19 protein-coding genes and 2 pseudogenes are annotated in these 24,352 nt (G+C 44.0%); 14 read left to right on the top strand and 7 right to left on the bottom strand.

Features of this window, described 5'->3' with window-relative positions; genetic code table 11:
• The first annotated feature begins 7 nt into the window (after nucleotides 1-7).
• Together EI981_RS28555 and EI981_RS28550 are read left to right on the top strand one after the other, a co-directional pair.
• Nucleotides 8-1,537 (top strand): sigma-70 family RNA polymerase sigma factor, encoded by a 1,530-nt coding sequence (locus EI981_RS28555; protein ID WP_127004073.1) that lies wholly within the window; start codon nucleotides 8-10, stop codon nucleotides 1,535-1,537.
• Between the two features lie 286 nt (nucleotides 1,538-1,823).
• Nucleotides 1,824-2,105, top strand: coding sequence for a small, acid-soluble spore protein, alpha/beta type (locus EI981_RS28550; RefSeq protein ID WP_127004071.1), 282 nt, complete (start codon nucleotides 1,824-1,826; stop codon nucleotides 2,103-2,105).
• Between the two features lie 116 nt (nucleotides 2,106-2,221).
• Here EI981_RS28550 and EI981_RS28545 read toward each other — a convergent pair whose 3' ends face one another.
• Nucleotides 2,222-2,848, bottom strand: a complete 627-nt coding sequence (locus EI981_RS28545; RefSeq protein ID WP_127004069.1) for a sterol desaturase family protein — start codon at nucleotides 2,846-2,848, stop codon at nucleotides 2,222-2,224.
• A 617-nt stretch (nucleotides 2,849-3,465) separates the two neighbouring features.
• Between EI981_RS28545 and rlmH the strand changes: the two genes are divergently transcribed.
• The 4 genes and pseudogenes from rlmH to EI981_RS28520 form a co-directional block, all read left to right on the top strand.
• A complete protein-coding gene (gene rlmH / locus EI981_RS28540; protein ID WP_127004067.1) occupies nucleotides 3,466-3,945 on the top strand; it encodes a 23S rRNA (pseudouridine(1915)-N(3))-methyltransferase RlmH in 480 nt (159 codons plus the stop codon).
• A gap of 220 nt (nucleotides 3,946-4,165) precedes the next feature.
• Entirely contained in the window at nucleotides 4,166-4,402 is a 237-nt protein-coding gene (locus EI981_RS28530) for a DUF6953 family protein (protein ID WP_127004066.1), read from the top strand.
• A gap of 156 nt (nucleotides 4,403-4,558) precedes the next feature.
• Nucleotides 4,559-4,921 carry a nucleotide excision repair endonuclease gene (locus EI981_RS28525; RefSeq protein ID WP_127004064.1) on the top strand — a complete coding sequence of 121 codons (363 nt, stop codon included), beginning with the start codon at nucleotides 4,559-4,561 and terminating at the stop codon, nucleotides 4,919-4,921.
• A pseudogene (locus tag EI981_RS28520) lies at nucleotides 4,922-5,119 on the top strand (tetratricopeptide repeat protein); the annotation flags it as partial.
• Between the two features lie 1,001 nt (nucleotides 5,120-6,120).
• Here EI981_RS28520 and EI981_RS28515 read toward each other — a convergent pair.
• Nucleotides 6,121-7,569 carry a serine hydrolase domain-containing protein gene (locus EI981_RS28515; RefSeq protein WP_127004062.1) on the bottom strand — a complete coding sequence of 483 codons (1,449 nt, stop codon included), beginning with the start codon at nucleotides 7,567-7,569 and terminating at the stop codon, nucleotides 6,121-6,123.
• A 982-nt stretch (nucleotides 7,570-8,551) separates the two neighbouring features.
• Between EI981_RS28515 and EI981_RS28510 the strand changes: the two genes are divergently transcribed.
• The 3 genes from EI981_RS28510 to EI981_RS29175 all read left to right on the top strand — a co-directional run bounded on the left by EI981_RS28510 (nucleotide 8,552) and on the right by EI981_RS29175 (nucleotide 13,538).
• Complete coding sequence (locus EI981_RS28510; RefSeq protein WP_193556414.1) at nucleotides 8,552-11,686, top strand: hybrid sensor histidine kinase/response regulator; 3,135 nt, start codon at nucleotides 8,552-8,554, stop codon at nucleotides 11,684-11,686.
• A gap of 705 nt (nucleotides 11,687-12,391) precedes the next feature.
• Nucleotides 12,392-13,228, top strand: a complete 837-nt coding sequence (locus EI981_RS28505; protein ID WP_127004058.1) for a prenyltransferase/squalene oxidase repeat-containing protein — start codon at nucleotides 12,392-12,394, stop codon at nucleotides 13,226-13,228.
• 136 nt (nucleotides 13,229-13,364) lie between these two features.
• A complete protein-coding gene (locus tag EI981_RS29175; protein WP_162616302.1) occupies nucleotides 13,365-13,538 on the top strand; it encodes a hypothetical protein in 174 nt (57 codons plus the stop codon).
• Nucleotides 13,539-13,639: 101 nt separating this feature from the next.
• Here EI981_RS29175 and EI981_RS28500 read toward each other — a convergent pair whose 3' ends face one another.
• Together EI981_RS28500 and EI981_RS28495 are read right to left on the bottom strand one after the other, a co-directional pair.
• Nucleotides 13,640-17,209, bottom strand: coding sequence for an S-layer homology domain-containing protein (locus tag EI981_RS28500; RefSeq protein WP_162616301.1), 3,570 nt, complete (start codon nucleotides 17,207-17,209; stop codon nucleotides 13,640-13,642).
• A 612-nt stretch (nucleotides 17,210-17,821) separates the two neighbouring features.
• Nucleotides 17,822-17,938 carry a hypothetical protein gene (locus EI981_RS28495; RefSeq protein WP_127004054.1) on the bottom strand — a complete coding sequence of 39 codons (117 nt, stop codon included), beginning with the start codon at nucleotides 17,936-17,938 and terminating at the stop codon, nucleotides 17,822-17,824.
• Between the two features lie 189 nt (nucleotides 17,939-18,127).
• On the opposite strand from EI981_RS28495, the gene EI981_RS28490 reads away from it, so the two are divergent.
• Together EI981_RS28490 and EI981_RS28485 are read left to right on the top strand one after the other, a co-directional pair.
• Nucleotides 18,128-18,700, top strand: coding sequence for a PadR family transcriptional regulator (locus EI981_RS28490; RefSeq protein WP_127004052.1), 573 nt, complete (start codon nucleotides 18,128-18,130; stop codon nucleotides 18,698-18,700).
• Nucleotides 18,684-19,664, top strand: coding sequence for a BtrH N-terminal domain-containing protein (locus tag EI981_RS28485; protein WP_127004050.1), 981 nt, complete (start codon nucleotides 18,684-18,686; stop codon nucleotides 19,662-19,664). The genes EI981_RS28490 and EI981_RS28485 overlap by 17 nt, the downstream gene beginning before the upstream one ends.
• Before the next feature lie 49 nt (nucleotides 19,665-19,713).
• Here the strand turns inward: EI981_RS28485 and EI981_RS28480 are convergent, their stop codons facing one another.
• A complete protein-coding gene (locus EI981_RS28480) occupies nucleotides 19,714-20,100 on the bottom strand; it encodes an RNA polymerase sigma factor (RefSeq protein WP_227011949.1) in 387 nt (128 codons plus the stop codon).
• 243 nt (nucleotides 20,101-20,343) lie between these two features.
• Here EI981_RS28480 and EI981_RS28475 point away from each other — a divergent pair, with 243 nt between their 5' ends.
• Together EI981_RS28475 and EI981_RS29170 are read left to right on the top strand one after the other, a co-directional pair.
• Nucleotides 20,344-21,222, top strand: a complete 879-nt coding sequence (locus tag EI981_RS28475) for an AraC family transcriptional regulator (RefSeq protein ID WP_227011627.1) — start codon at nucleotides 20,344-20,346, stop codon at nucleotides 21,220-21,222.
• A 113-nt stretch (nucleotides 21,223-21,335) separates the two neighbouring features.
• On the top strand, nucleotides 21,336-21,497 hold the full coding sequence (locus tag EI981_RS29170) for a hypothetical protein (protein ID WP_162616300.1): 162 nt from the start codon (nucleotides 21,336-21,338) through the stop codon (nucleotides 21,495-21,497).
• 148 nt (nucleotides 21,498-21,645) lie between these two features.
• On the opposite strand, the gene EI981_RS28470 is transcribed toward EI981_RS29170, so the two are convergent.
• Nucleotides 21,646-22,092: a V4R domain-containing protein gene (locus EI981_RS28470; RefSeq protein WP_127004046.1), complete on the bottom strand. Its 447-nt coding sequence runs from the start codon at nucleotides 22,090-22,092 to the stop codon at nucleotides 21,646-21,648.
• 415 nt (nucleotides 22,093-22,507) lie between these two features.
• Here EI981_RS28470 and EI981_RS29860 point away from each other — a divergent pair.
• Nucleotides 22,508-22,799 (top strand): annotated as a pseudogene (locus EI981_RS29860) (spore photoproduct lyase family protein); the annotation flags it as partial.
• A 675-nt stretch (nucleotides 22,800-23,474) separates the two neighbouring features.
• Here EI981_RS29860 and EI981_RS28460 read toward each other — a convergent pair.
• The gene (locus tag EI981_RS28460) at nucleotides 23,475-23,846 is read right to left on the bottom strand and encodes a DUF4190 domain-containing protein (protein ID WP_127004044.1); all 372 of its coding nucleotides are present in this window, start codon (nucleotides 23,844-23,846) and stop codon (nucleotides 23,475-23,477) included.
• Nucleotides 23,847-24,352 lie beyond the last annotated feature (506 nt).

Raw genomic sequence — 24,352 nt, 5'->3', positions numbered from 1 at the left:
ATAAGAGGTGCAGGAATGGATTGAGGCAGCGAAGCACGGTGAAAAGGCAGCGCAGGAGTACATCGTTCAGAGGTTTAGAGGGATGGCACAGACCGTTGCTTATGAGATATTACGTGATGTGCATTTAGCAGAAGATGCAGTTCAGGAAGCGTTTGCGGAAGCGTTCGTGAATTTGCCTAAGCTCAGGGAGCAGGAGGCTTTTCCAGGCTGGTTCAAGGTGATTGTGGAGCGCCAATGCTATCGAGTGTTGCGTCGCAAACAGCATCCCATCGTACCAATTCAGGAAGTAGAGCAGTTTGCTGCCGATCAGCATTTCAACGTAGCAGATTTAGTAGAGCGAAGGGAGATGCAGAAAATGCTGCATGCTTCCGTTGCTGAATTATCACCCAATATGCGAATGGCTGTCCAGCTATACTATTTCCAAGGGTATTCCGTTCAAGAAATCTCTGACTATTTAAGTGTGTCTGTATCTGCGCTGAAGAAAAGGCTCTTCGATGCGCGGCGCATGCTAAAAAATTCGCTTCATGTTGCTGATTTCATCTCCGTATTTCTCGATCTCTATGAAGGAGGCACTAAGATGCTGCATATTGTAAACGGGGATTCTGTTGCAGAAACGCTGAAGGAAAGCGGAGTTCAAGGAGAAATTCTGGTATGGAGAGAGGTATATCCGCATGGCCCTGTGTTCCGAGAGATGGATGGGGACAACCTCAAGCTGCGTGCCCAATATTTGCAGAAAACACTGGGGATTCCTCAGGAGGAGTATATTCAGGGCTGTAGGGAGCAGGAACAGGTTCTCCAAAACTTCGCTGACTATCCCGAGATCGTCCTATGGTTCGAGCATGACTTGTTCGATCAAACGATGCTCTGTTATCTGTTGCATTGGTTCTCCCATCAATCCTTGGGAAATACTAAGTTGAATCTGTTGTGTATCGGCGCCTATCCGGGCATCGAGTTGTTCCGGGGGTTAGGACAGCTATCCGCGAAGCAGCTTCAGACATTGTCTGGAACCTGGCAGCCTGTTGGGCCAGACCAGCTCCAATTGGGACGAAAAGTATGGGAGGCGTACACTTCAGAAGAATGGAGCAAGCATGTCCGGATTGCCGAAGAGGATACCGAAGCATTGCCTTTTATACAGGCGGCATTTCAGGCCCATTTGGCTAGGATTCCTTCGGAGGATCATGGAATCGGGATTATTGAGCAGGTTACGTTAGAAGCGGTGTCGTCCGGAATTGTCCATCCATACGAGTTATTTCGTTATGTAGGAGATCAGCTGCATGTGCTTGGTATGGGCGACCTAGAATATTGGTATCGATTGCGGAAAATGACGGAGGATCCTTACCCGCTGCTGCATGTTCAGGGCCTGGGTATTTTTCCTGATTATAAGCATGCTGAGCCGTCCTTCAAGGATTGCGTTATTCGCTTAACTGATTTGGGGAACCAGGTCCTATCAGGCGCCGCGAATTGGGAGAAGTTCAAGGGCGTTGATGAATGGTATGGTGGATATCATTACTTCGAACCAGGAGAATCGAGTGAATAGTGAGTTGGGCAGGCGATCGAAGGGGATAAAGAACATAAAGTTCGTGTTCAAAAAGTTCGGTTTTCAGCACCGAGAAGGTTGGATGAAGCTAGGGCATGAGGAGCACAGCGTACGTAGTTTGTACGTGAGCACCGGAAGGCCCGGGTGAATTCAAGATTCGATGTCGAATAGCTTCTTGATTTACTTCGTGATCAAAAGTGGACTTTTTGAACTACCTTATAAGGGATATCTTCTGCTGATTCAGGGCATATTAGGCCAAAATAGATGTGGAGAGTGATTCAAGGATATGTCTAGAAGACGCAGAAGGTATGCCGTTCCCGGGGTTGAACAGGAGATGCAGTCATTTAAAGCCGAAGTGATGAGAAAAGAGGGTTATGACGTAAACCCCAATCGGCCGGATGATGTGAAGTATGAGGTGGCTGACGATCTAGGGATTCCCTTGTCGGAGGGAGATAATAGCGATTTGACGACCGAGTCGGTTGGTAAGATCGGCGGAAAGATCGGCGGCTCCATGGTACGCGAGATGATCCGCATGGCCCAGGAGAAACTGGCGAATAATAAGAAATAGCAGTAAGGATAAATGATGAGCAAGTAGCCCGCAAACCTTGGCGTTTGGCGGGCTAAGTTCGTTCGGCGGCAGTCGTTTGTATAATTGAGTATGGAGAGTAGGGGAATGGTTACAGATCACGTATTTTTATTACCGCGCTGCTCGAGATTTCGTGCGGTTTGGCTCAGTTCTACGTTTTTCTGGTCTTCAAAGGTTCCGAGTGCAAAGTCAAACACTGGGTTCGTGACACCGTACCAGTAATTCTCGTTCTTGAAATGATGCCATAAGTGGACCTTCTTCATCCAACGACCCCATGGGGAGAGAGGCGTGACTGGACGATGGGCGATATAATGCTTCCATTCATAGAACAGTAAGAACAGGATCACCCCATCAATAAAGGACATTGTAATAACAAGGCTCGAGGAGATGAGGTAGGCCGCTGCTCCCGCAATGGCGATGTTCGGCAGAGAGTACCATAAGGGCAGGAACAATAAGTGCAGATCGTTCGGACTAGCGTGATGGTCATAGTGTAAGCGCTTGAGTAATTTCAGGAAAAAGGGATGCTTTGGCGTCTTCATATGAAACAGGAAGCGATGGATGAAATACTCCGCTGCTGAATAAGCAGCCATACCCGTAACTAGAGCAATCCAGGGGCCTAAAGAGGCCAAGTTCGGAATCAGAAAGCTGAAGCTGATCAAGAAGATGAGGCACATGATGGCGATGTCAGGAAAGAGGAAGAACTCCTTTACATATTTGAGCTTCACATAAACACCTCCAGATTACATAGTGGGCTAACTGTACAACCATGACAGCTGTAAGCTATGAGTGAAGAATCTAACCTTAAGCGTAGCCCTACTTTGCTATGTTGATATATGGATATGCAGGAAGTACGAGCGTATTGCCGGTCTATTGCACGATGGGGATACTTCGTTGTAGTTTTTTGATAAAATGGAGCGGGTAACTAGATCTCAATGATCTCTAACGAAACACCATATCGTTATTGCTGCAAAAACGGGGACTCATTAAATCTAACGAAACTGACGATCGTTATTTGGACTGATTTCGGGCTTTAAGCTACATTTTGAGCATAATAGCGATACCCTGTTTCGTTAGAATTTTTAACGGTCTTTTTTGGCGTAAATAGTGATACCACGTTTCGTTAGAAATTAGCTATTCGGTAGTCGCTGTTAGCTGTGGACCGGAGGTGGTCGACCGAAAGCCCAATTATGCAGCGAAACATCGCGTGCTAGGATCCTGAGCAAATATGACGGAATGACGAGGGAAGAGCTGGAGCTTCGCGCGGTACGAAGAAAATTGCAACGCCGGCGGGCGTTCTCTATAGATAAATGATAAGGATTAATCATCGAGACGGAGGATTTATATGTTGATTCAAATTATTGCTGTTGGCAAATTGAAAGAGAAGTATTTGGTGCAGGGCATCCAGGAGTACGCCAAGCGTCTGAACCCTTACATCAAATTTCAGATGATTGAGGTTGCGGACGAGAAGGCCCCGGACACCTTGAGCGAAGCCGAGGTGTCGATCGTGAAGGAGCGCGAGGGCGAACGCATCCTCGCGAATGTGAAAGAGAGCGCGCATGTGGTCGCGCTCGCTATTGGCGGCCAGCTCTGGAGCTCGGAGGAGCTGGCCGCTGAACTCGACCGGCTCGGCACCTACGGGTCGAGCCATGTCGCGTTCGTGATCGGAGGGAGCCACGGGCTCTCCGATCAAGTGCTGCGCCGCGCCCAGCAGAAGCTCAGCTTCGGGCGCATGACGCTGCCGCACCAGCTGATGCGGCTGGTGCTCACCGAGCAGATTTATCGCGCGGTGAAGATCAATCGGGGGGAACCGTATCACAAGTAGGGCGAAAAATAATGTTGGTGAAGTTGTCTGAGGAATGTTGGAAGGTATGTGGATTTTGATGTCAAACGAATGTGCAGCAGGCATGTGTTAGGTCTTCGTTGTTATTGGCTTCCTACTACCACTCAGCGAATTTTGTGCGCAGCTTTGTCATCATTTCCGCGTTTTTCTCACCACACACCCAGCAATGGGGCAATAAGCGAGTAGAAAGGAGAATAATCCTATGGAAGTAACCGCACAGGAAGTGGCGGAATGGATGGTCAAGGAAATCAGGTTTACGGGAACGCTATACCAGGCCGATGCGATTGAATATGTGAAGACCCATTTCGGAGAACAATTCGTATTCGTGAATGAGAATGGAAATACATCGCTGTCTAAAGAGGTGAAGAAGGCTTTCCGCAAACTCCACGGCGGCAGAATTGCTTGGGACCGCGACGGATTCTTATGGGCTTGGACCTGAAGAGTATGATGGTGCTTCGAACTCCATGAAATCTACCGATTTGCCATATACGCTCATGGAGCATCGTAAGAAGTTGGGTATAATGTGATACCATGTAGTATGCTTGAAGTACGAGCACAGTATACAATCTAATACAAGTAAAGGAAGTAGACTATCATGATCAATATCATCATTCCCACACCTAATGTCACCATTACCAAACAGGTTGATCCACAGGAAAGCAACATTTACGGCTTCACGGAATTTCACCTGATCACTAGAGAGTTAGGTGGAATTTTCATGTTTTACAACGATAAAGATGAATTGTTGTTCGTCGGAAAAGCCAGAAAGCTTAGACCGAGAATAAAAAAACATTTTGAGGATACCGTATCCCCGATCAGAATGCATAGAGACGAAGTAACGAAAATCGAAGTTTGTATCGTTGAAGATCCCGTCCACAGAGAAATTTATGAAACGTATATCATTAATGAAGGCAAGGCCAAATATAACGAAGACAAAGTATTTTTCAGGCAGGCATAAATGACAAGCAATCCTAAGCAACCTTACCGTTTCAGTGAAGCGCCGATCTGGAAAGTCCAGCGAGAATATTATGAAGAGAAGGGAGCGAAGACCTGGAATAATGACCAAGTTCCCCAATATATAACGAGTAATCCCATGATCGCTGCTGCATATGTAGAAATGATCTTTGGGTTTCTTCAAGATCGAGTGAATAAGGGAAGGGAAATGGCTCTGAGCCACTGATACGGGTATCTCAAAGTCAAAAATCACAACAGAAGGTTGCCCTATTGACTCGCAAGAGCGTGAACAGGGTAACCTTTTTTTCGCTGTTATAGGGGTTGTGAAGAGCCTTATCGTTAGTAGCGGAGGGGAGCCGTCATAGCGAACGTACTGCCGCTCCCTATGGCCTTGTACTCGTTGAAGAGTCCATGAATTCCCCGTCGACGATGTCGAGGCCAAGGTAGTGAATATTGGATTTGGGATTTTATCGACAAAATTCAAGATCATCAATAGGTGAATATACGGTATAATGAATTATCTTAATATCAAAATTACCAGAAACTAAAGCTAAACTAATTTAGATATTATAGGGAAAGGGCTGTCTAGAAGTGAAAACTGACTTCTGGCAGCCCTTTTGCTTAAGCCAGTTGAGTATGCGAACCTGCGAAACATTGCTGAATGTAATCTTGGAAGAGCAGGTATGAGAGATCGTATGGCTTTGGTACAGGCTTTCGATTTCTAAATCTGATGTAAGATCGATCACTTATCTGATCCCTCCTGACCGCTATTGTTTTGGGAACCGTTGTCATGTGACGCTTTCCCGCTGGCTTTGGCGGCTGCAAGAGCGTCGGGTGAGACGTAGAACGGATCGGCCAATTTTGATACCCAGCCTAGCGCGAGTTCGATGGGGCTACCCTCAATAGCCGGAGGGCCGTCGGCCCAATCCTTTTCCAGAGTGAACTGGATGCCTTCCTCACCCATTGTTATTAGGAGAAGGTTACAACTTAGATGTAATCAAATCACTATTTTAGAATGTTTTCATCGAATTTGATTATTTGCCAGTAAAAGAGCGTCCTAAATGATTAGGAGCGCTTTTTTTTGCATCTAAAAACAAATTTGCAAACTCTTTAGGGGGTGCCTGGCACTTCCTTTTTGCTGATATTGTTCTATCATTAAAAGAAATCTTCCCGTTTTTTCAATAAGGCAAACGAATGAAATGCTTATTTTCGGAGCGAGGCATTATATCGGTGAGTGTATACAAACCATGTAATGCTTGCTGTTAATAATGCCAACGAAATCAAAGCTGTAAGAACACTATATGTTTGCCAAATAAGTATCGTTGACCAATCTAATGCACAGCACATAATACACTGGACAATCGTAGCAATCAGCAAAATAGCTGTTACGATTATTCGCTTTTTTGTCATTGGCTGCCGCTCATTCGTTTTCCTTCTGCGTGATCCTAAGAGAAAGAACAGAACAGCCAATAGGCAAAGAATAATTGTGGTAGACGACAAAATGATGTCCAAAAGCTGTGTTCCGCTTATTCCATATGACTGAGTCAGATTGCCGTCTAATATATCTTTAACTTTTAGTACCATGCTTCTATTGATATTTGCGCCGTTGGTCAGCAAGCAGATGGCTGTTCGTTCATTTGGCAGTATGGCTACTTCGGTTCCGAAATTGGGATTGCCCCCTGGGTGCTCTATAATCGTTTGGTTGGCGTTTACCGACCAGCCCGCCGCATAATACATTTCATTGACAGCCGGAACAGACATATCACCCTGATGTGATTTTTCGATAACCGTATGGAATATTTCGGGTATGTCCTGCACAATACCCATCTGTATGCCCATCCAACGCGCCATATCTTTTGTACAAGAAATGATGTAGCCTGCGGGTTTATTCCCGGAATAATCCGGCGCGTTATATGGAGTTGTCATAAAAAAGGAAGAACGGTAGCCCTGTGCCAACTGTCCGGTGGCTTGAGCATCTTCTTTATAAACATACGTCTGGTGAAGACCCAACGGCTGAAATACCTGTTCCCTCATAAAGTCTTCATAGCTTTGTCCCGACACAATCTCAATAACCAGACCTAATACGTCATAATTAACAGTTCCGTAATTATACTGCTCACCAGGATAGAATGACAATTCAGAATCTACGAGCATTTCTACGGTTTTTTGCAACATATCCGGCGTATTGCCTTGTGGAATGTTTTGACTGTGACTGCCATTTGTTAAGCCGCTAGTATGGTGTAAAAAGTTATTGAGTGTAATACTTTGCATATCAACGTGTTTCCCCTGATACTTTAACGTAAACCAAGGCAAATATTTCTGGATAGGGTCTGACATTGACAGCAGTCCTTGTTCTTCCAACAGCAGAATACCCATGCCGGTAAAAGCTTTACTTACCGAAGCCAGCTCATATAGAGTATTTTCACTTGCCGACAGTCCCTTTTCACGATCTGCGTACCCGGAAGAAAAGTAGAGCACTTCATTGTTCGCAAGTATTGAGATTGACATTCCCGGTACACCTGATATACGGCTTGCATCATCCAACAATGTTTGTATTGAATCAGATTGCGAATCTGATAATGCATAACTTGGTGTTGCGAATCCGGTGAACAGTATAAGTAATGAAATCATAAAGACAATAATTTTTTTCATAGTCTCTCCATTCCGAAAAAACTCCCGTACGGAAAATATAAAAAATCCGCAGTACGCCTTATTCCCCTAAAGTGTAATAAGGTATATATTATGAAGCTTATTATTGCAAAATCTTATTGTATGTGAAGAATCATACGATATAAAAAATTAGATTGCTATCATAATCTTCTACTTACTACGAACTATTTTGCTAGGAACACAAAAAGCCCCCTCTGCTTCATTAGCGGAAGGGGCTATAGTTTAGAAGTATTCCTCAATCTTCTCATCAAAGGTTAGCTCGATCTCTTTGTGATGCACTTATTTACTGCTACAGTCAGATAGAAACACTGCATTTAGTCAAACTTTAATGGCTCAGAAGACTCCAATTGTGTTGGTGTCGACCTTTTTCAGTGATATTCCAACTGTAAACAAGGTTGATAGTCAAGCATTTTGAGGCGATTTCCGAAAAACAATAATAATATGGGAGATTATTACCTTATGGACGAGTTCTTTTGATAGGAGTTAAGTTCGCTTTATAGATGATATGGTGAACCATATCATAAATAGGGCGAATTAATTGGCTTAATCCCCCAAGGTGTGTGGTTATTCTTATCATAACAGCAGTAGTGAGGGATGCAGGAGAGATTGCAAGGCTGTCGCTCTTCATATCTATGCTCGGAGGGGTTTTGTACCAAGGAAGTCACAACATATACTCGATAAGGAACTTCATTAGTAGTAAAAGGGAGTGTGCAGTACGGTTTTCGGGAGGCTCGCTTGCGTGCTCGAGGCCCTCGGCTTGACGGCACCTAGAAATTACCTTTGAACAACAAACTCGCGAAATTCCAAGTAGGTATTTCTATATAATAGACATAAAGATATCTCTATCGTCCGTTTCTCTGCCATATTAACTGTGGTAAATTATGGAGAGTGCTTATTTAAATGTCTTAGAAGAAAATGACTAGGGGAGAAATACTTCTTGGAAACTCACTCATCCAAATATCAAATGAAAAAGAGCTATATTATATTATTGCTAGTGTTCATATTAGTTGTTTTAACCGGTTTGCGTATTTTATGGATGGAAACGTTTCATGTTCCCAAACAGGCGTCAATTTATAATGGGCAATCCGATTTGCGTAATTGGAATGCAGAAGATGGCAGCATTCTCTTACTTGATGGCGAATGGGAGTTTTATCCCTCGCAATGGTTGATAGATGGTAGTCGGCAACAATTGTTAGGCGATAATGCGCCAAGGCATATTCAGGTACCGGGAGGATGGAGTGAAGCTTTGCATGCTGACAAGCCATCTCCATACGGGTATGGCTCTTATCGTTTGCGTCTTTTTGTAGACCCGGCAAAGCACCTTAATTATAGTATTCGTGTACCCAGCGTACGCACTGCATCAGAATTATATGTAAACGGTCGATTGCTTACTAAATCCGGACAGGTAGCGACAACAAAGGATGAATATATTCCGAAGGACCTACCTTATTCTACAACCTTTACAGCAGATGACAACGGTGTAATCGAACTCGTCATTCAGGCGGCAAATTATGTGGATAGTCGAAGCGGGGGCATTGTCCGATCCGTTAAATTTGGTTCAGAAGAAGCCATTGCCAAAGAGATGAAAGCTTCCACTTTTATGCAGTTTTTGGCAGCGATTATATTTATTATGCATGCTGTCTATGCGCTTATTTTGTATTTGCTAGGAAATAAGGAAAAGAAGCTGCTTTATTTCAGTTTGCTTGCATTATGTGTAACGATCATGAGTGTCTTTAGTACGGATGAGAAGTTGTTCCATCAATTATTTTACATTGGGATTAATTGGGATTTCAGGGTGGCTAATATTGCTTTCGTTATTGCAGCCTATGCTTTGCTCCAGTGTACGAATCATCGCGAGCTTCCATATTGGCGTAGGATGTACCCTGTCTATAAAGTAATGAATCTAGGGACTGCTGGCATCACTTTGTTTTTAGATCCAACTCAAGTGATTATGCTCTTTCCGGTTTATTATCTATTACTTGGTACTGCTGGAGTTATTACGCTGATTACAATGTTTAAAAAAGTAATCAAAGGTTTAAAGAGCAATCTTTTACTGCTTTTCTCCTTTTTTGCGTTGATGAACCATTCTCTTTGGTCGTTAATCTTGTTGGATAGCGGTTTGAGTCTTGTCTACTATCCGTTCGATATGATTATTGCGATGGGTTGTTTAGCCTCTGAATGGTTTAAGGGTTACTTTATCATGCATGCGAACACCAAAGAGCTTGCTGCAACCTTGCAAAGAATGAATGATCATAAGGATCAATTTCTGGCAAACACTTCGCATGAATTTAAAAATCCGCTGCATAGCATTCTTAACATGTCACAATCTGTTTTACAAAGGGAGCAGCATTTATTGCAGGAACGGAGCATCAAGGAGCTTGAAACGGTCTTATCTGTAGGACGTCGGCTGACATGGATATTAAACGACTTAATTGATGTAATGAGCTTACAGGAAGGCAATCCGCGTCTACAGAAAAAAGTCATATTTATTCAGCCGATCGTGACCGGAGTAATGGATATGCTGCAATTTAATTCAGAAGTAAAGTCTGTCCAAATTGAAAATCAGATTTCGGAAGATTTTCCCCCAGTAATTGCGGATGAGAATCGAGTGATCCAAATCGTGTTCAATCTACTTCATAATGCTGTGAAATATACGAATGAAGGGACAATTTCGATTCAAGCTTTTGCCAAAGACGGAAGAGCGTATATTGTGATTGCTGATACGGGGATCGGAATGGATGAGCACATGCTTAAGCGCTTATTCCGTCCGTATGAGCAAGGCAGTACGAGTGTGACCATGATTGAAGGCGGCTTTGGGTTAGGTTTAAGCATAAGCAAGCAGCTGATTGAGCTTCATGGAGGTACGCTAGATGTATCCTCTGTTTTAGGGGAAGGCTCGAAATTTACATTTTCGTTGAATCTGGCGGATGAGGAAGTGGAGGAAGAAAGAGAAGATTCGAACCGATTGAAACCGTTCGTATTACAATCTATGGCGATACAAGAAATAGCCTCCACAGTCGATTTGGACCAAATGGAACTTTCGCTAGCTGCGAAAGGGGCAACACCAACAACTTCATTCCAAATGAATCGAAATCGTCCGCTCGTCTTAATTGTTGATGATGATCCAGTCAATCTTCAAGTGCTTGAAGCCATACTGCCACCAGACGAATACGAGTTAACGATGGCAACCAGTGGTAAAGAAGCGTTGGCTTTACTAGATACTAAGGACTGGGATTTGGTCATCTCCGACATTATGATGCCGCAGATGTCCGGTTATGAGTTGACGCGGATGATTCGTGAGCGGTTTACACTTACGGAGCTCCCTGTATTGCTCCTTACCGCAAGAAGCCAACCGAAAGATATTCAGAGCGGTTTTATAGCGGGGGCAAACGATTATGTGACGAAGCCAGTGGAAGCAATAGAAATAAGATCGCGGATCGAGGCGTTAACTACGATTAAACAATCCGTTCGGGAACAACTGCGATTAGAAGCTGCATGGCTGCAAGCGCAAATCCAGCCTCATTTTATATTTAATGCGTTGAATGCTGTAGCAGCTTTAAGTGAGATTAATCTAGACAAGATGCGTGATTTGCTCGATGAGTTTAGCAATTTTTTGAGGAATAAATTTACGTTTCAAAATATGGATGGACTTGTTCCAATTGAAGAGGAGCTAAGTTTAGTACGCTCTTATTTATATATTGAGAAGGTTCGATTTGAAGAAAGGCTGGAGGTTGCTTGGGAGATTGATGAATACGGAGAGCTGGAAGTTCCATTTCTTTCGATCCAGCCTCTCGTTGAAAATGCGATAAGACATGGCATAATGAAGCGCAATCGTGGAGGAACGATTCTAATTCGGATTCTTGTCTATGAGACGCATGCAGAGATAACCGTTGAAGACGATGGGGACGGAATAGACGAGGCTCAATTGCAACGAATATTAGAAAGAAAAGCAGATAGTCGTTCTGGCGTCGGATTGATTAATACGGATCAGCGATTAAAACGGCACTTCGGAACAGGACTTCATATCACAAGTACGTTAGGTACAGGGACAAAGGTAACTTTTCATGTACATAACAGGTTGAATAGCGGGATGTTGTAGAACAAGAATAAGGAAGCAAGGATTTCGACTACAGTTAAACTGGAGATCTGGCGGAATGATCAAAATAGCCTATGATGCCCGGTACAGCGTTTACGGTCTATATTAAAGCAACTAGAGGAGCTGTCACGACAGCTCCTTTAGTATTTTTCGCGGATAGACCCGTTAAGCTGAACCGTATCATAAGTAGGGCGAAATTTTGAGTAGAGAGATGTAGAAGAAGATCCTTCAATATATGATGCATTAGGCAAAAAAAAGATGCCCTATTAGTGGCATCTAATAAGAATATCGGTACTGTTTATTGCTCTCATTTTACAACAGGAGATTTCTCCTTTGTCTGAGGAATGGATACCTTGTAGTGTAAAAAAACGTTTTCGCCTCAAAGTCTCTTTTGATCTTTGATTAAAAAGCTATCAGTAGCTGTAACCATATTTTGAAGAAAAATCAAGTCGGGCTCGATCTTATGCAAAATCAGTGAAACATAAAAAATGGCAGTGCATTGAGCTATTCTTGCACTCCCATTCTTCGTTGCTATTTGAATAGATTATAGGCATAGGTACTCCTTATTGTGCTGATATAACAAAATTCATTGATCATGATTACAAGAAATGTAAGACTGAGGTGAAAACGACTTCGAAAGTAGTGAAAACAATTCGGCCGATATGGCATTTGAATTGGGGCTTATGAACTTTATAAGGGAGCGAGACGATGGCTATAGAAAAGCAATATGCTTCAGATGTTAAAGTAATATTGTCACACCGATATGATAATGGCTCAGACTACTGGACTACACCCGATAAACGCCTCATGAAGGGCTCGCCTTTTACTACTTTGGACTGCGCATTGTATCTATTAGAATTAGGTATGAAGCCAACGGAATCGATACTTCAGGAAACGGCAGAGCTGATCTTTAGCACTTGGCAGGATGACGGACGTTTCAAGGTATATCCGCAAGGTGGAATTTACCCCTGCCATACTGCACATGTGGCTGAGGTGCTTTGCCACTTGGGATATGTGTCGGATACCAGAATGAAAAAAACCTTCCAACACCTTTTGGATACCCAATATCCTGACGGTGGCTGGCGATGCAATAAATTTAGCTTTGGTCGTGGTCCAGAGACAGAGTATTCCAATCCGTTCCCAACTCTCACTATTTTGAACGCATTTCGCTTTAGTAACGATTTCAATAATGAACCTGCCCTTGATAGTGCTGTAGATTTCTTGCTCGAGCACTGGGACATTCGAAAACCGATTGGTCCATGTCACTATGGGATGGGAACATTGTTTATGCAGGTGGAATATCCATTTCGAAACTACAATCTTTTTGTGTATGTCTATGTGTTATCCTTTTATGACCGTGCCAAGAAGGACAGACGTTTCTTGGAGGCCTTAGAAGCATTGGAATCCAAACTGGTAGATGGACAGATTGTCGTTGAACGTGTTGTTCCCAAGCTGGCCAAGCTTTCTTTCTGCAAAAAAGGCCTGCCTAGTTCTCTGGCGACGATGCGTTATCGTGAAATTATAAAAAATCTCGGACAGGTGTAGTATTTATTTTCTTGAGCGGAGCCGTAGCATACATAAAGCAGGGCACCCGATCGAGTGCCCTTTGATTTGGCCCTACTTGTGATACGGTTCTCCGTATCACAAGTAGGGCCAAATTTCGTAAAAGGTAAGATGACAAATGAGAGAATTTGGGATTCGTTCCGTCATCGGTAAGAAACGTTCGAATGCAGGGCGTAAGCCAGCAGTAGATTTTGCGAACGCCTTGTATAGAGATTTTCACAACCATAAACATTTCCAGAAAAAACTAGGCGAACGCTCCCCGGTAGAGTACCGAAATGCGATCGCCTCATAAATGAATCTTCTTTTTTACTGTCTACTTGACGAGGGTAGGATTACTGGCACGTCATTTTTTCCGCAAACGCGTGCAACTATCTCTTCCGTTGCGACTTCTGTCTATTCATGCTCCAGCAATTCCTTCAAAGTGGCATCCAGCGCCAGTAACCGGATCAGAATCGTCGCCGTCTCTGCGCGGGTCGTCAGACCTTTAGGCTTAAAGGTTTGGTCCGCATAGCCGGTCACAATTCTTGCCCTCTGTGCGGCTTCAATTGATTCCGTCGCATAGTTCCCCGCACTCATCAAATCGATAAAATTCACGCTGCCTGATTGTGGAAGAGCTCCTTCGTTCAACAACCTGACAATCATGACAACCATGTCTTCCCTTGTAATTGCCTCATCCGGTTTGAAGCGGCCGTCTCCATCGCCTGTCACAATTCCATAATACGCTAACGCTTCTATCGCATCCTTGGCCCAGTGCTGCTGTACATCAGGGAACTTGGTCTCGCCAGCATGCTTAACGTCAATGACCAGCAATCTTGCCAGCATGGATACAAACTCCGCTCTTGTAATTACTTGATTCGGTTTAAAGCTTCTATCGGGGTACCCTTGTATCGCATCAAGCTTGACTAGCTTATTGATTGAAGTAATTGCCCAGTTGTTCGAAATATCCGTAAACGACTGAACAGAGGCTGTCGATTGAAGCTTCTCTTTAATCTCGTAATTCAACTTCTCCAGATCGATTATATCTGATTTGAAAATTCCCGGCTTGGATGTCTCCGGCATCGGCGTCGGCGTCGGCGTCGGCGTTGGAGTTGGAGTTGGAGTTGGCATCGGCGACGGCATAGGCGTTGGTGTCGGTGTTGGCGTCGGCGTTGACATAGACCTCGGCATTACCGCATTCGAAGGTGCCGATTCTGTGCCGCTGCCTCCAGCATTGATCGCTTTCACAGTGAATGTGTAAGAGATCCCGTTGGTTAAGCCCCGGAATGTGAAGGGGCTTGCCGTTGCAGCAGCGGTCAATCCGCCAGGATTGGCGATCACCTCATACCCGGTAATGGGACTGCCTCCGTCAAACGCCGGGGCATTGAAGGTAATCGTAGCTTGGCTATCACCGGCCACCGCCAGGACATTAGTAGGCGCATCTGGCAACGTGAATGGAGTCGCACTTATGATATTGGAGAAAGGACTTGTTCCTTGATGATTTTCTCCTTGAATCGTGAAGTAATAGGTTGTCCCATTTGTCAGCTCTGTTGCTGTATAGTCATATACAGAACCGACCACCGTCGCAACCTTGGTTCCACTTACAGAAGGCGTCGAGCTTTGATAGATATGATAGTTTGCAGCACCTGCTACGGGTCTCCATGTCAGACTCGCTTGCCTATCGCCAGGAACCGCTGGTTGTAATTGCGGCGCCCCGGGCACAGGTGTTGAATCGCTAATTTGAATGGTTAATGACAGTGAGGATAAGGAACCAAAATCGAATGTAAGCACTGTCTGCCCGATAGGCAATGTCGTCAAATAGTGTGAGAACACAATTACCGTGCTGCCTACAAGCTCGTAATCCTGTCCTCTGATTAGCGAAACCGTGTCATTCCGAATATCCGATAACGGATAACCGTTCGAATTCAGCATAAACTCTATATTTTGATTTTGTGCACTATCCACATTTTTATCATAAAATCCAATCGGAGGTGTAATCACTGGTGCTGCTAATGTGTAAGTCACGCTCAACAGCGGACTGTCTTCCATATCCGTCCTTACAGCAAAAGCCTGCACATGCACCGATTCGCCTGGCCCCCCGGCAATCGTAACTTCCGTTCCGCTTGCACTGTTCCGCGTTGGCACAGAACCGTCAGTCGTATAATAAATCGTTGCACCTGCAGTAGCTGTACTCAACGTCACTACGCTATTATTCGCAATGCTAGCCCCGCTGAACGGATAAGAAGTCGGCGTATCCACTTTTGCGACTTTCCACTGAATCCGTTGGTTGCCCGTATCTACAGCATAAACTTTGCCGCTTGGATCAATGGCTATATCTGTCGGATTGTTAAACTGACCTTCTCCATTACCTGTGCTGCCCCACTGGTCAACATAAGCTCCGTCAACGTTGAAGCTCTGAACCCGGTCATTATTGCTATCAGCTACGTAGACTTGACCCTGGCTGTCGATTACAATGCCTTGAGGATGATCCAATTGACCGTTATCATGGCCAAGGCTTCCCCATTGACCAAGAAAGCTGCCGTCCCGATCAAATTTCTGAATGCGATGATTGCCGCTATCCGTGACATAGATATGATCGCTACTATCGATCGCTATTCTGGATGGAGACTCGAACTGGCCATTACCTCCACCTTGAGTTCCCCATTGACTAATATAGTTTCCAGCGGCGTCGAACCTTTGAATACGGTGGTTGCCGCTATCCACCACATAGACATCTCCATTCAAGTTAACCGCTATGCCTGTAGGGTCAACGAACTGACCATCACCGGAACCTTGTCCACCCCATTGACCAAGAAAACTGCCATCCCGATCAAACCTTTGAATGCGATGGTTGCCGGTATCCGTTACGTAGACATGGCTTGCGCTGTTAATCGCTACATCGGTTGGGTGATCAAACTGACCATTCGCATTTCCTCTGCCGCCCCAGCTTGCGAGATAGGCTCCACTAGAATCGGACTTTTGGATCTGATGGCTTCCCCTCTCGATTACATAGACACTACCGCTGCTATCGAATGCAATTCCACTCGGATCGTTAAACCAGACAATAGCGCTGGCGCTGGTCAGGACGGCGAGGGACTCTCCATTCGGATCAAATGTTTGCAATCGGTTGTTGGAAGCTTCTGTTACATAAATGTTGCCATCGGGATCTACTGTTACACTATTGGGGAAACTCAATTGTCCGCTACCGGTGCCAAAGCTTCCCCATTGGTCCATATAGACGCCATTCGAATCAAACTTCTGAATCCGATTATTTTGGGCATCCGTTACATAAACATGGCCGCTACTGTCGGCATCGATTGAAAAGGGATATTTAAACTGCCCATTACCGGTGCCCAGGCTTCCCCATTGCGTTATATAGGTACCACCCGAAGTGAATTTTTGTACTCGATGGTTTTCACTCTCTGTTGTATATACATTACCGGTCTGGTCGACCGCAATGCCGTAAATCAAATTAAACTGCCCATTACCGGTGCCCACACTTCCCCATTTGGTGAGAAAGTTCCCATTGGGATCCAATACTTGAATTCTGTAATTATCCCTATCCGCTACATAAATATTGCCGTTGTAGTCGATTGCTAAATTAACCGGAGCGCGGAACTGTCCATTGCCGGTTCCAGATGCTCCCCATGCGGTGAGATAATTTCCACTCGAATCAAATTTTTGAATCCGATTATTACCGCGGTCCGCTACGTAAACATTGCCATTGTTATCAATTGCGATCCCACTAGGATAATTAAACATGCCTTCTCCACTGCCGTAGTCCCCCCAATCATTAAGGTACATTCCATTACGATCTACCTTAACAATTCGATTGTTTATTGGATCTACAATGTATACATTTCCTTCGTTGTCTATCGTTGAATCGACTGGACGATCAAAAGTGTAGTGTTTATTAGGAAGCCATGGAATAAAATCGCTCTCTTCACTTGCGGCAACAACCGGGAATGCGTTCAGTAGCAGCACCATGATTAGTATGAAATGAAACAAAATTCTCCTGTGATGACTTCTGTTTTTCATCATCGTTCGTCTATCATCCTTTCTATACTAATCCGTTGAACGAAATAGCATTTTCTGATCAATCTGAAGCCTTGGTCTTGATGCTGAAGGTGTGAAAAATCCATGTGACTGCTTTTAGAATATTCGTTCAACCGCTATATCCCGGAGGGTATTGTAAACTGATGTAGCTTTTACCCGTATTAGCTTTCCTACTGCAGAAATGATAGAACATTTTCCCTTAGCCGCATAGTGAGAATTGTCATCAATTATGTCATGTTACAAATTGTATTATTTTGTAATTCGATCGCTGTGATGGGGAGTATTTCTAGGAGCTGTCACACCGCGGCAAGCACGTGTTGCATTTCGCCGATAAACCCGTTACGGTGAACCGTACCACAAGTGATGGTACACACCATAAGAAAAGAAATTGTACTTGAGTTGTAGTTATATCAGCAGATTAAGACGATAGTGATATTAGACCGGCGAATAAAGGCTATAAAATAAAGCCTTTATTCGCCGCTTTTTTCTTAAACTAACGTTCTCCGTTAGCTTAACTGACTTCCCGCATACAGGAGTTTGCTCTTAGTCATTTAACCGCCTGAGGAATTCAAGTACACGTTGCAACAGCAACGCCGTCGCGTCAGCGTCATAAAACGGCAAACTGCTTTCTGCGAAGTAGTGTTGATCACCTGGGTACAAAAAAAGATCGGCATGATCGGTCGATGCCGCGAGCTCAAGCGCCGCCTCAAGCCCCGTACATTCGGAAGTTCGTCAGTTCCTGATTTGAATATTCTCAAGCTGTAGTTTTCTAGCAGATTCGGTTATTGAATTTTTATTACACCCATGTTATATTCCACATATGAAATACTCAAGATAAGGAGTCTCTCTATGCATACATTATCGAATGTCGAATTCATGCTCCTGCAAATGATCGCGGAACATCGTCAAGCTTCCGGATACGATATTATGAAGTTAGTCGAGCAGCGAGGTTATAAAGAATGGGCGAATATCGGTACAACTTCGATATATGCAGGATTGAAGAAACTTAGCGATAAAGGATGGATCTCACCGGAGACATCCGACGAGAAATCCGGCAAGGGGCCAACGCCGACCCGGTTTGCCCTCACCGAAGTAGGTATACGTAAGCTGAGAAATGAAATTCTTGATAGTCTGTCGTCTACACGGGAACGTGACAACCGCTTCGATCTCGGTTTGGCCGCTTTGCCCCATATCGGGAAGGAAGAGGCCGTCATTGCTTTACGGAAACGACTGGATTTTCTTGGAGAAGCCTCGATAAAAATAAGACAGAAGTACGAATCACAAGGCGGAGCTAGCTTGCCGCTGAACGTAAGGGCGTTGTTCTTGCATCCATTCAGCTTAATCGAGAGCGAGCAAGCTTTCGTTAGCCGTTTAATACATGAATTATTGGAGGAGGCAAGTAGACATGGTCAAATTTATTGAAGGTTTCATTCCTTATCAAGGCGAACATTGCGAAACAACCGCCATGGGCAATTTAATGCAATATGCGGGAGTCCGCCTGTCTGAGCCGATGTTGTTCGGACTCGGGCAAGGGCTTGGATTCATATACTGGGATTCGAAGGGAATGGACTTCCCCTTCATCGGAGGAAGGGTAAAACCGGATAAACTGACCGCTTATCTCGCCGAACGACTCGGCTTGAACGTCAGATATCAAGAAACCTCGTCCGTCAATAAGGCGTGGCAGAACGTCCGAAGCAGCATCGAACACGGCATTCCGGTTGGGCTTAAATTAGATGCCTATTACTTGGATTATTTTAAGAACAAAGTACACTTCGCCGGTCACTATGCGGTACTTTACGGTATAGATGACGAATACGCCTACATGGCGGACACCAGACAACAGGGTGGACTTGTGAAGACGCGTTTGACAAGCTTGGCCGCTGCCAGAAATGCAAAGGGACCCATGAGCTCCCGGAATCTTTCCTTTACGATCGAGCCAAACGACGCATTGCTTCCGCTTGTTTCTGCTATACGCGAATCCTTGACCATGAATGCGCATGACTATCTGAACCCGCCCATTCGGAATATTGGCAATAAAGGCATTGTTAAAATGAGCAATGAAATCTTGAAGTGGCCTTCTCGCAGTAACAATTTCGAACATGATTTATGTCTTACCGCGACGCTAATGGAGCGGGCGGGAACCGGCGGCGCTTTATTTCGGAATCTGTATAGGGATTATTTGAGAGAATGTGCTGATTGGCTGGAGGACCCGAGGATCGAACAAGCCCACTGTATGTTTACAGAGATCGCTCCAATGTGGGTTAGCGTCTCTGCTTCAATCGACCATGCAGGAAGAACAGGTGAGCACCAAGAGCTCGTGAATGCGTCTAAGCTGTTGCTCGAGATTGCGGATAAAGAACGCGCAGCCATGGAGCTATTGTTGTGATAGCCTTACACTTACATTGAACGGAATCATTCCTTTCGGCACGGATGCTTTAATCCAGTGTCAGCTTAAGCACCTCACGAGGGTGCATTTTTCTTACCATACTTGGGGTCAACGAGCGTAATCTGCCCGTTATGTAATTGAAGTGGTGGCATTCAAGCAAATATAATTCGTGACCAGATTCCAACAGTAGATTGCCATGGTTGTTTATTCTCAAGTGAAAATGGTAGATGAACGATGGTTTTTTCTTTTTTACAAAGTCCAGACTTGTTCGGTATGCTATGGAGTAAAGCCAACTGCCAAGCCGAGTTGGATCTTTCAATGTATGAAGGCTATTGTAACACTTCACAAAAGCTTCTTGTGTAACATCTTGGGATTCATGAAAGTCCCCCAGAATGCTGTATGCAACCGAAAGCAGGGCGTTTGAATAACGAAGCACAATTATGCGAAAAGCTTCAAAATCACCGTTCTGTGCATCGATTATCAATTGCTCATCGAATTGAGGTGTTTACCACAAACATGAGGTGAACCGTATCACAAGAAGGGCGAAATTCCTCCGCTCGAAACCACAGATCTAAAGATGAGCTTGCATTATTTGATTATGATCTACAAGGATTTATACCTTCATATATGATTTACTGTTTTCAGAGGGGAGAGAAACGGGATGACATGGTTTTAAAGAATGAATAAAGCGCTCGACTATATAGAGGATAACCTCTGTGCGGATATTGATATGACCAAAGCCGCAAGTATTGCTGGCTGTTCCAACTCCAGTTTCCAGAGAGTGTTCTCAATCGTAGCGGATATTTCCTTGTCCGAGTATATCAGACGAAGGAAGATGACTCTTGCTGCTTTCGAGTTACAGAACAGTAACGTTAAGATTGTTGACCTTGCGATGAAGTATGGTTATGACTCTCCGGAGGCTTTTACTCGCGCTTTTCACAATATTAATGGGGCAACGCCGTCATCAGCGCGCGATAATGGTGTTGTTCTCACAGCCTATCCCCGAATCTCTTTCCTACTAGCAGTGAGAGGAGTTGTCCCTGTGAATTACAGAATTGAATCGAAAGAGACATTCACCATCTATGGTATCGAAAGTATCATGAACTCCGATAACGGTGAAAATTTACGTTCCATTCCAAAGTTTTGGCAAGATGCACAAAGTGACGGCAGGATCGGCAAACTTACCAAATCAACAAATATGATTACAGAAGCACCGAGCGACGATTTGTGTTTGGTCAATGCTATTTGCGATTATTGTTCAGTCGAAGGCAATAACACTTTTCCTTATATGCTTTTCGCCTACAAAACAGGTAAAAGCCAACCCGATGGATATAAAGAAGTGACGGTTCCAGCCGCAACATGGGCTGTTTTCAGAACTGAAAACCATGCAATGGAAGGCACAAGTGATGCTATTCAAAGTCTTATCAAAAGAGTATACACCGAGTGGTTGCCGACTGCCGATTATGTGAAGATTGATGGCTATGAATTGGAACTGTATTATGGTCGCGGTAGTACATGTTGGAGCGAAGTCTGGTTCAGAGTAAAACCAAAGAAATAGTTTGTCGAAAAGCGGCGAGGTCGTTGGTGCCAAATTCCAGTACTTAAATCTTAATATTCAGATTTTGCTTCAGCAAAGGGGCTTTCCCAGCCAAAGGAAAAGCCCCTTTCGCAATGTTGTCAGCGGAAAAGGCTAAGCTTAAAAAGTGCTTCTCTGTCTCCTCGTTGAAGGTAAACTCGATGCTGCCGATCGGCTTCCTGTCGCCCAGCGTATCATTTTCACGATCAGGTGCATCAGGGTCTTGCGCTGCGGGAACGTCGAGCGGCGGTGTCTAGGCGACCTGTTTCCTTCGATTCCGCTCTATAGATGATACGGTGAACCGTATCACAAGTAGCGGCAAGCTTTTTGGTGGTGTTCGGGCCTCCTGGAAAAAGTGAAAGACCCCTCGCGGGGTCTTCTGATGTTTTTGTGCTTGTTAGAAATTTAAAATCTCACTTCATATTCACAATACTCATCGCCGTTAACATTGCATTTCACTTCGCGGACGGAGACACGTTTACCTCGAATTTTGGTGAGAGCGCCTTCCAAAATAGCTCCTTCCAAATCGCAGACCATTTTACCTTCCAGGACTGGAAGTCCAGCACAAAAGCAATCATGTACAGCAACCGTCATACTCATCTCATCTTCTCTAATGATCTCTGGAATTCCTATTTTCATATCTTTGAATAACTCGAATAGTTCACTAACGGAGTTAACACCCAATTCCGTGCCAATTTTCCTTCCAACTGTCATTGTCGTGCCTTTACCGTTAGCAGGTAATGCTTGATATAAGCCGATCAGTCTAATCGTTCTAAATAGTTCCAAGGGTACGGTGTTACCCATTACTTCTCTCTTTATCTTCTTCATATCTGCAAATGTAAATTGATCCATTATGCTAGCCTCCCGTTGTAATAGATAATAGATTATGTTTGATATCTTGATTCTAGGACAGTATAAATTTACCGTTGTGATTTTGGTCACAAGCAGTGCATTAAAGGCTGGCGACAACATAGAAGAAGGAATTGATCTGTATTTTCTTCAGAAAGCCCTTGAACGCAAGATTCCAGTAATAGAACTTGACCCTCGTGAATCCCAAATAGGGGGGTGCTTGCTGGCTTCTCTAAGGAGCTGCGGGAGAAGAAACTCAATACTATGCTAGACAGTTATAATTCTGACGTCATCAATAAATAAAGTGGACGAGTTGGTGGATACGTGGAAGAAAGGTGATGACCAAACGCTACTCAAAATGACTAACGACATGGCAAGCGATCCAGAATTTCAAAAGGCGATGCAGACTGATCGTAATAAGGATATGTTCGAGAAATTAGAATCCGCACTTCCCCATTCTTCCACTAAAGATTTGACCTTCGAGCTGATTCAGCATCGCTTCGCTTTACTAAACCAGCCAAGATGTCATTGAGAAGAACTACCCGATGACGAAGCTGGAGCTTGATGAAACCAAGAGGAAGTGGAAATGGGGGCGGTATGGGATTGGAAAATACGTGTACACAGATCAAGAGCAGGAGGATATCAAAGATACGCTAGGCAGGTATATCCACACTTATTTTCCTAATGCAAAAATTGAATATTTCACGTAATAATTGAGGTTGTAGTAAGAGGAATGAATAAAGACGCACTCTAGAGGAAAGGCACCCGATGGGGTGCCTTTTGATTTCGCCTTATAAATGTTACGGGGAACCGTACCACAAATAGGGCGAAATTTTTGGACAGCCGCGGCGCAAGAAATTTCGCTTTTGAGATGAGATGTAGAGCCTATCATAAGTGACGGCGACAAATGTTGGTGTTGGAAAGTGAAAAGGGTAGTGGAAGATTAGTGATGGAGGTTGTTATTTATGCGTCAATCCCTCAAGGGGCGGTTCTAAGGAGACTTTTGTATGGGGAAATACGACAATTTCATCTACTTTGTGGCATGATTATGTTGAGTATAATTTCAAAACCATCTACGGAATGGATTATTTTAAAACTTCGGAAAATAACGTTGTCGAAAATGACCTTACTGCAAAGGTGGAAAGTAGACTCCAATATGTACCTCTTTCACTTAAAGTATATTCATTAATTTGGAAACTCACCAGAGAGGAAAATGCCTAATGCTTCAGCTGTTACTTATCTGCTCTTAGATCATTTCAGGACACTTGACCCCTAAGGTGAATTTACGACTGTTCATGCTAAAAAGACCGGTGTAACAAACGATTCATTAGCTTTTCTAAACAGTCTGACCGCTTTCCAGTTTTAGGAAAGTGGTCTTGTTGTGTCTAGACATTATTTATAGCATTCATGAAGCCATTCACAAACGAGATAACAAAGGCAAGCACATTGACAGACGTCGCGACAATTCCGCATACCAATCCTGCAATTGCCATACCGCGTCCTCGCACCTGTACTCGCTTGATTTCTTTAAACGATAAAGACGATAACACAATCGCAACGATACCACTGAAGAAGCCAACGATTCCAAGGACTATGATTCCTCCTAATGGCAAAGTAATTAAGGATATTATACCTAGTATTAAAGATGTAATTGCTTTGCCACTCGTCTTCGCCTGTGACGGGACGTAAGATTGGGTTAGCGGAGAAAACTCGTATCGAGATTCTTTGTAATTGTTATCCAAGGAATATCCCCCCATTCATGATTCATTATTTTTATTATACTTCTCTCAGTAAATTATTGTAAATCTATCTCGTAAATTAATAAATTTTGCCGAACTGTATACAACTCCCCTCTAACTCACCCTAACAAGGTCGTTACAAACTAATTCTGGTCTTGTTGCTCATCTGGCTAAGTAGGATCATGTACACTTCAAAAATCCGCTTATTCGTCTAAGCTTGCTCATCGTAATTCCTCCTGTTTGGATTTTGCTATTTACAAGGAATCGGATAAGAATGTTCTGATTTTTGACTTTGGCGAGCTAAATCCAAAAGAAAGTTTGGCATTTCCTTGTTTCTTTTTAGAGAGCAGATAAAACCTTTGAAATAAAGTATGAAATAACATCACAAAATTTGGGGGAAGTTTCAAAAGGGAATCTTACTTACGAAATTTAAGTTGGGAAGGTAGAGGACTCCGAAAAGGGGGCCTTTATGACGTCATAGATATTATTTAATAGCAAATTGTGAAGCCGTCCATTTAGTAAGT

The sequence above is a fragment of the Paenibacillus lutimineralis genome (assembly GCF_003991425.1).
GTDB lineage: Bacteria > Bacillota > Bacilli > Paenibacillales > Paenibacillaceae > Fontibacillus > Fontibacillus lutimineralis.
This window is presented reverse-complemented; position numbering and strand designations above follow the sequence as displayed.

Coding starts and splice junctions, on each gene's coding strand:
- EI981_RS28515 (WP_127004062.1), bottom strand. CDS start 7,569: ATGAAAAAAATTATTGTCTTTATGATTTCATTACTTATACTGTTCACC.
- EI981_RS28470 (WP_127004046.1), bottom strand. CDS start 22,092: ATGGATCAATTTACATTTGCAGATATGAAGAAGATAAAGAGAGAAGTA.
- EI981_RS28490 (WP_127004052.1), top strand. CDS start 18,128: ATGCATACATTATCGAATGTCGAATTCATGCTCCTGCAAATGATCGCG.
- EI981_RS29175 (WP_162616302.1), top strand. CDS start 13,365: ATGAGAGAATTTGGGATTCGTTCCGTCATCGGTAAGAAACGTTCGAAT.
- EI981_RS28510 (WP_193556414.1), top strand. CDS start 8,552: ATGAAAAAGAGCTATATTATATTATTGCTAGTGTTCATATTAGTTGTT.
- EI981_RS28505 (WP_127004058.1), top strand. CDS start 12,392: ATGGCTATAGAAAAGCAATATGCTTCAGATGTTAAAGTAATATTGTCA.
- EI981_RS28460 (WP_127004044.1), bottom strand. CDS start 23,846: ATGGGGGGATATTCCTTGGATAACAATTACAAAGAATCTCGATACGAG.
- EI981_RS28530 (WP_127004066.1), top strand. CDS start 4,166: ATGGAAGTAACCGCACAGGAAGTGGCGGAATGGATGGTCAAGGAAATC.
- EI981_RS28525 (WP_127004064.1), top strand. CDS start 4,559: ATGATCAATATCATCATTCCCACACCTAATGTCACCATTACCAAACAG.
- EI981_RS28550 (WP_127004071.1), top strand. CDS start 1,824: ATGTCTAGAAGACGCAGAAGGTATGCCGTTCCCGGGGTTGAACAGGAG.
- EI981_RS29170 (WP_162616300.1), top strand. CDS start 21,336: ATGTTGTCAGCGGAAAAGGCTAAGCTTAAAAAGTGCTTCTCTGTCTCC.
- EI981_RS28500 (WP_162616301.1), bottom strand. CDS start 17,209: ATGGTGCTGCTACTGAACGCATTCCCGGTTGTTGCCGCAAGTGAAGAG.
- EI981_RS28485 (WP_127004050.1), top strand. CDS start 18,684: ATGGTCAAATTTATTGAAGGTTTCATTCCTTATCAAGGCGAACATTGC.
- EI981_RS28475 (WP_227011627.1), top strand. CDS start 20,344: ATGAATAAAGCGCTCGACTATATAGAGGATAACCTCTGTGCGGATATT.
- rlmH (WP_127004067.1), top strand. CDS start 3,466: ATGTTGATTCAAATTATTGCTGTTGGCAAATTGAAAGAGAAGTATTTG.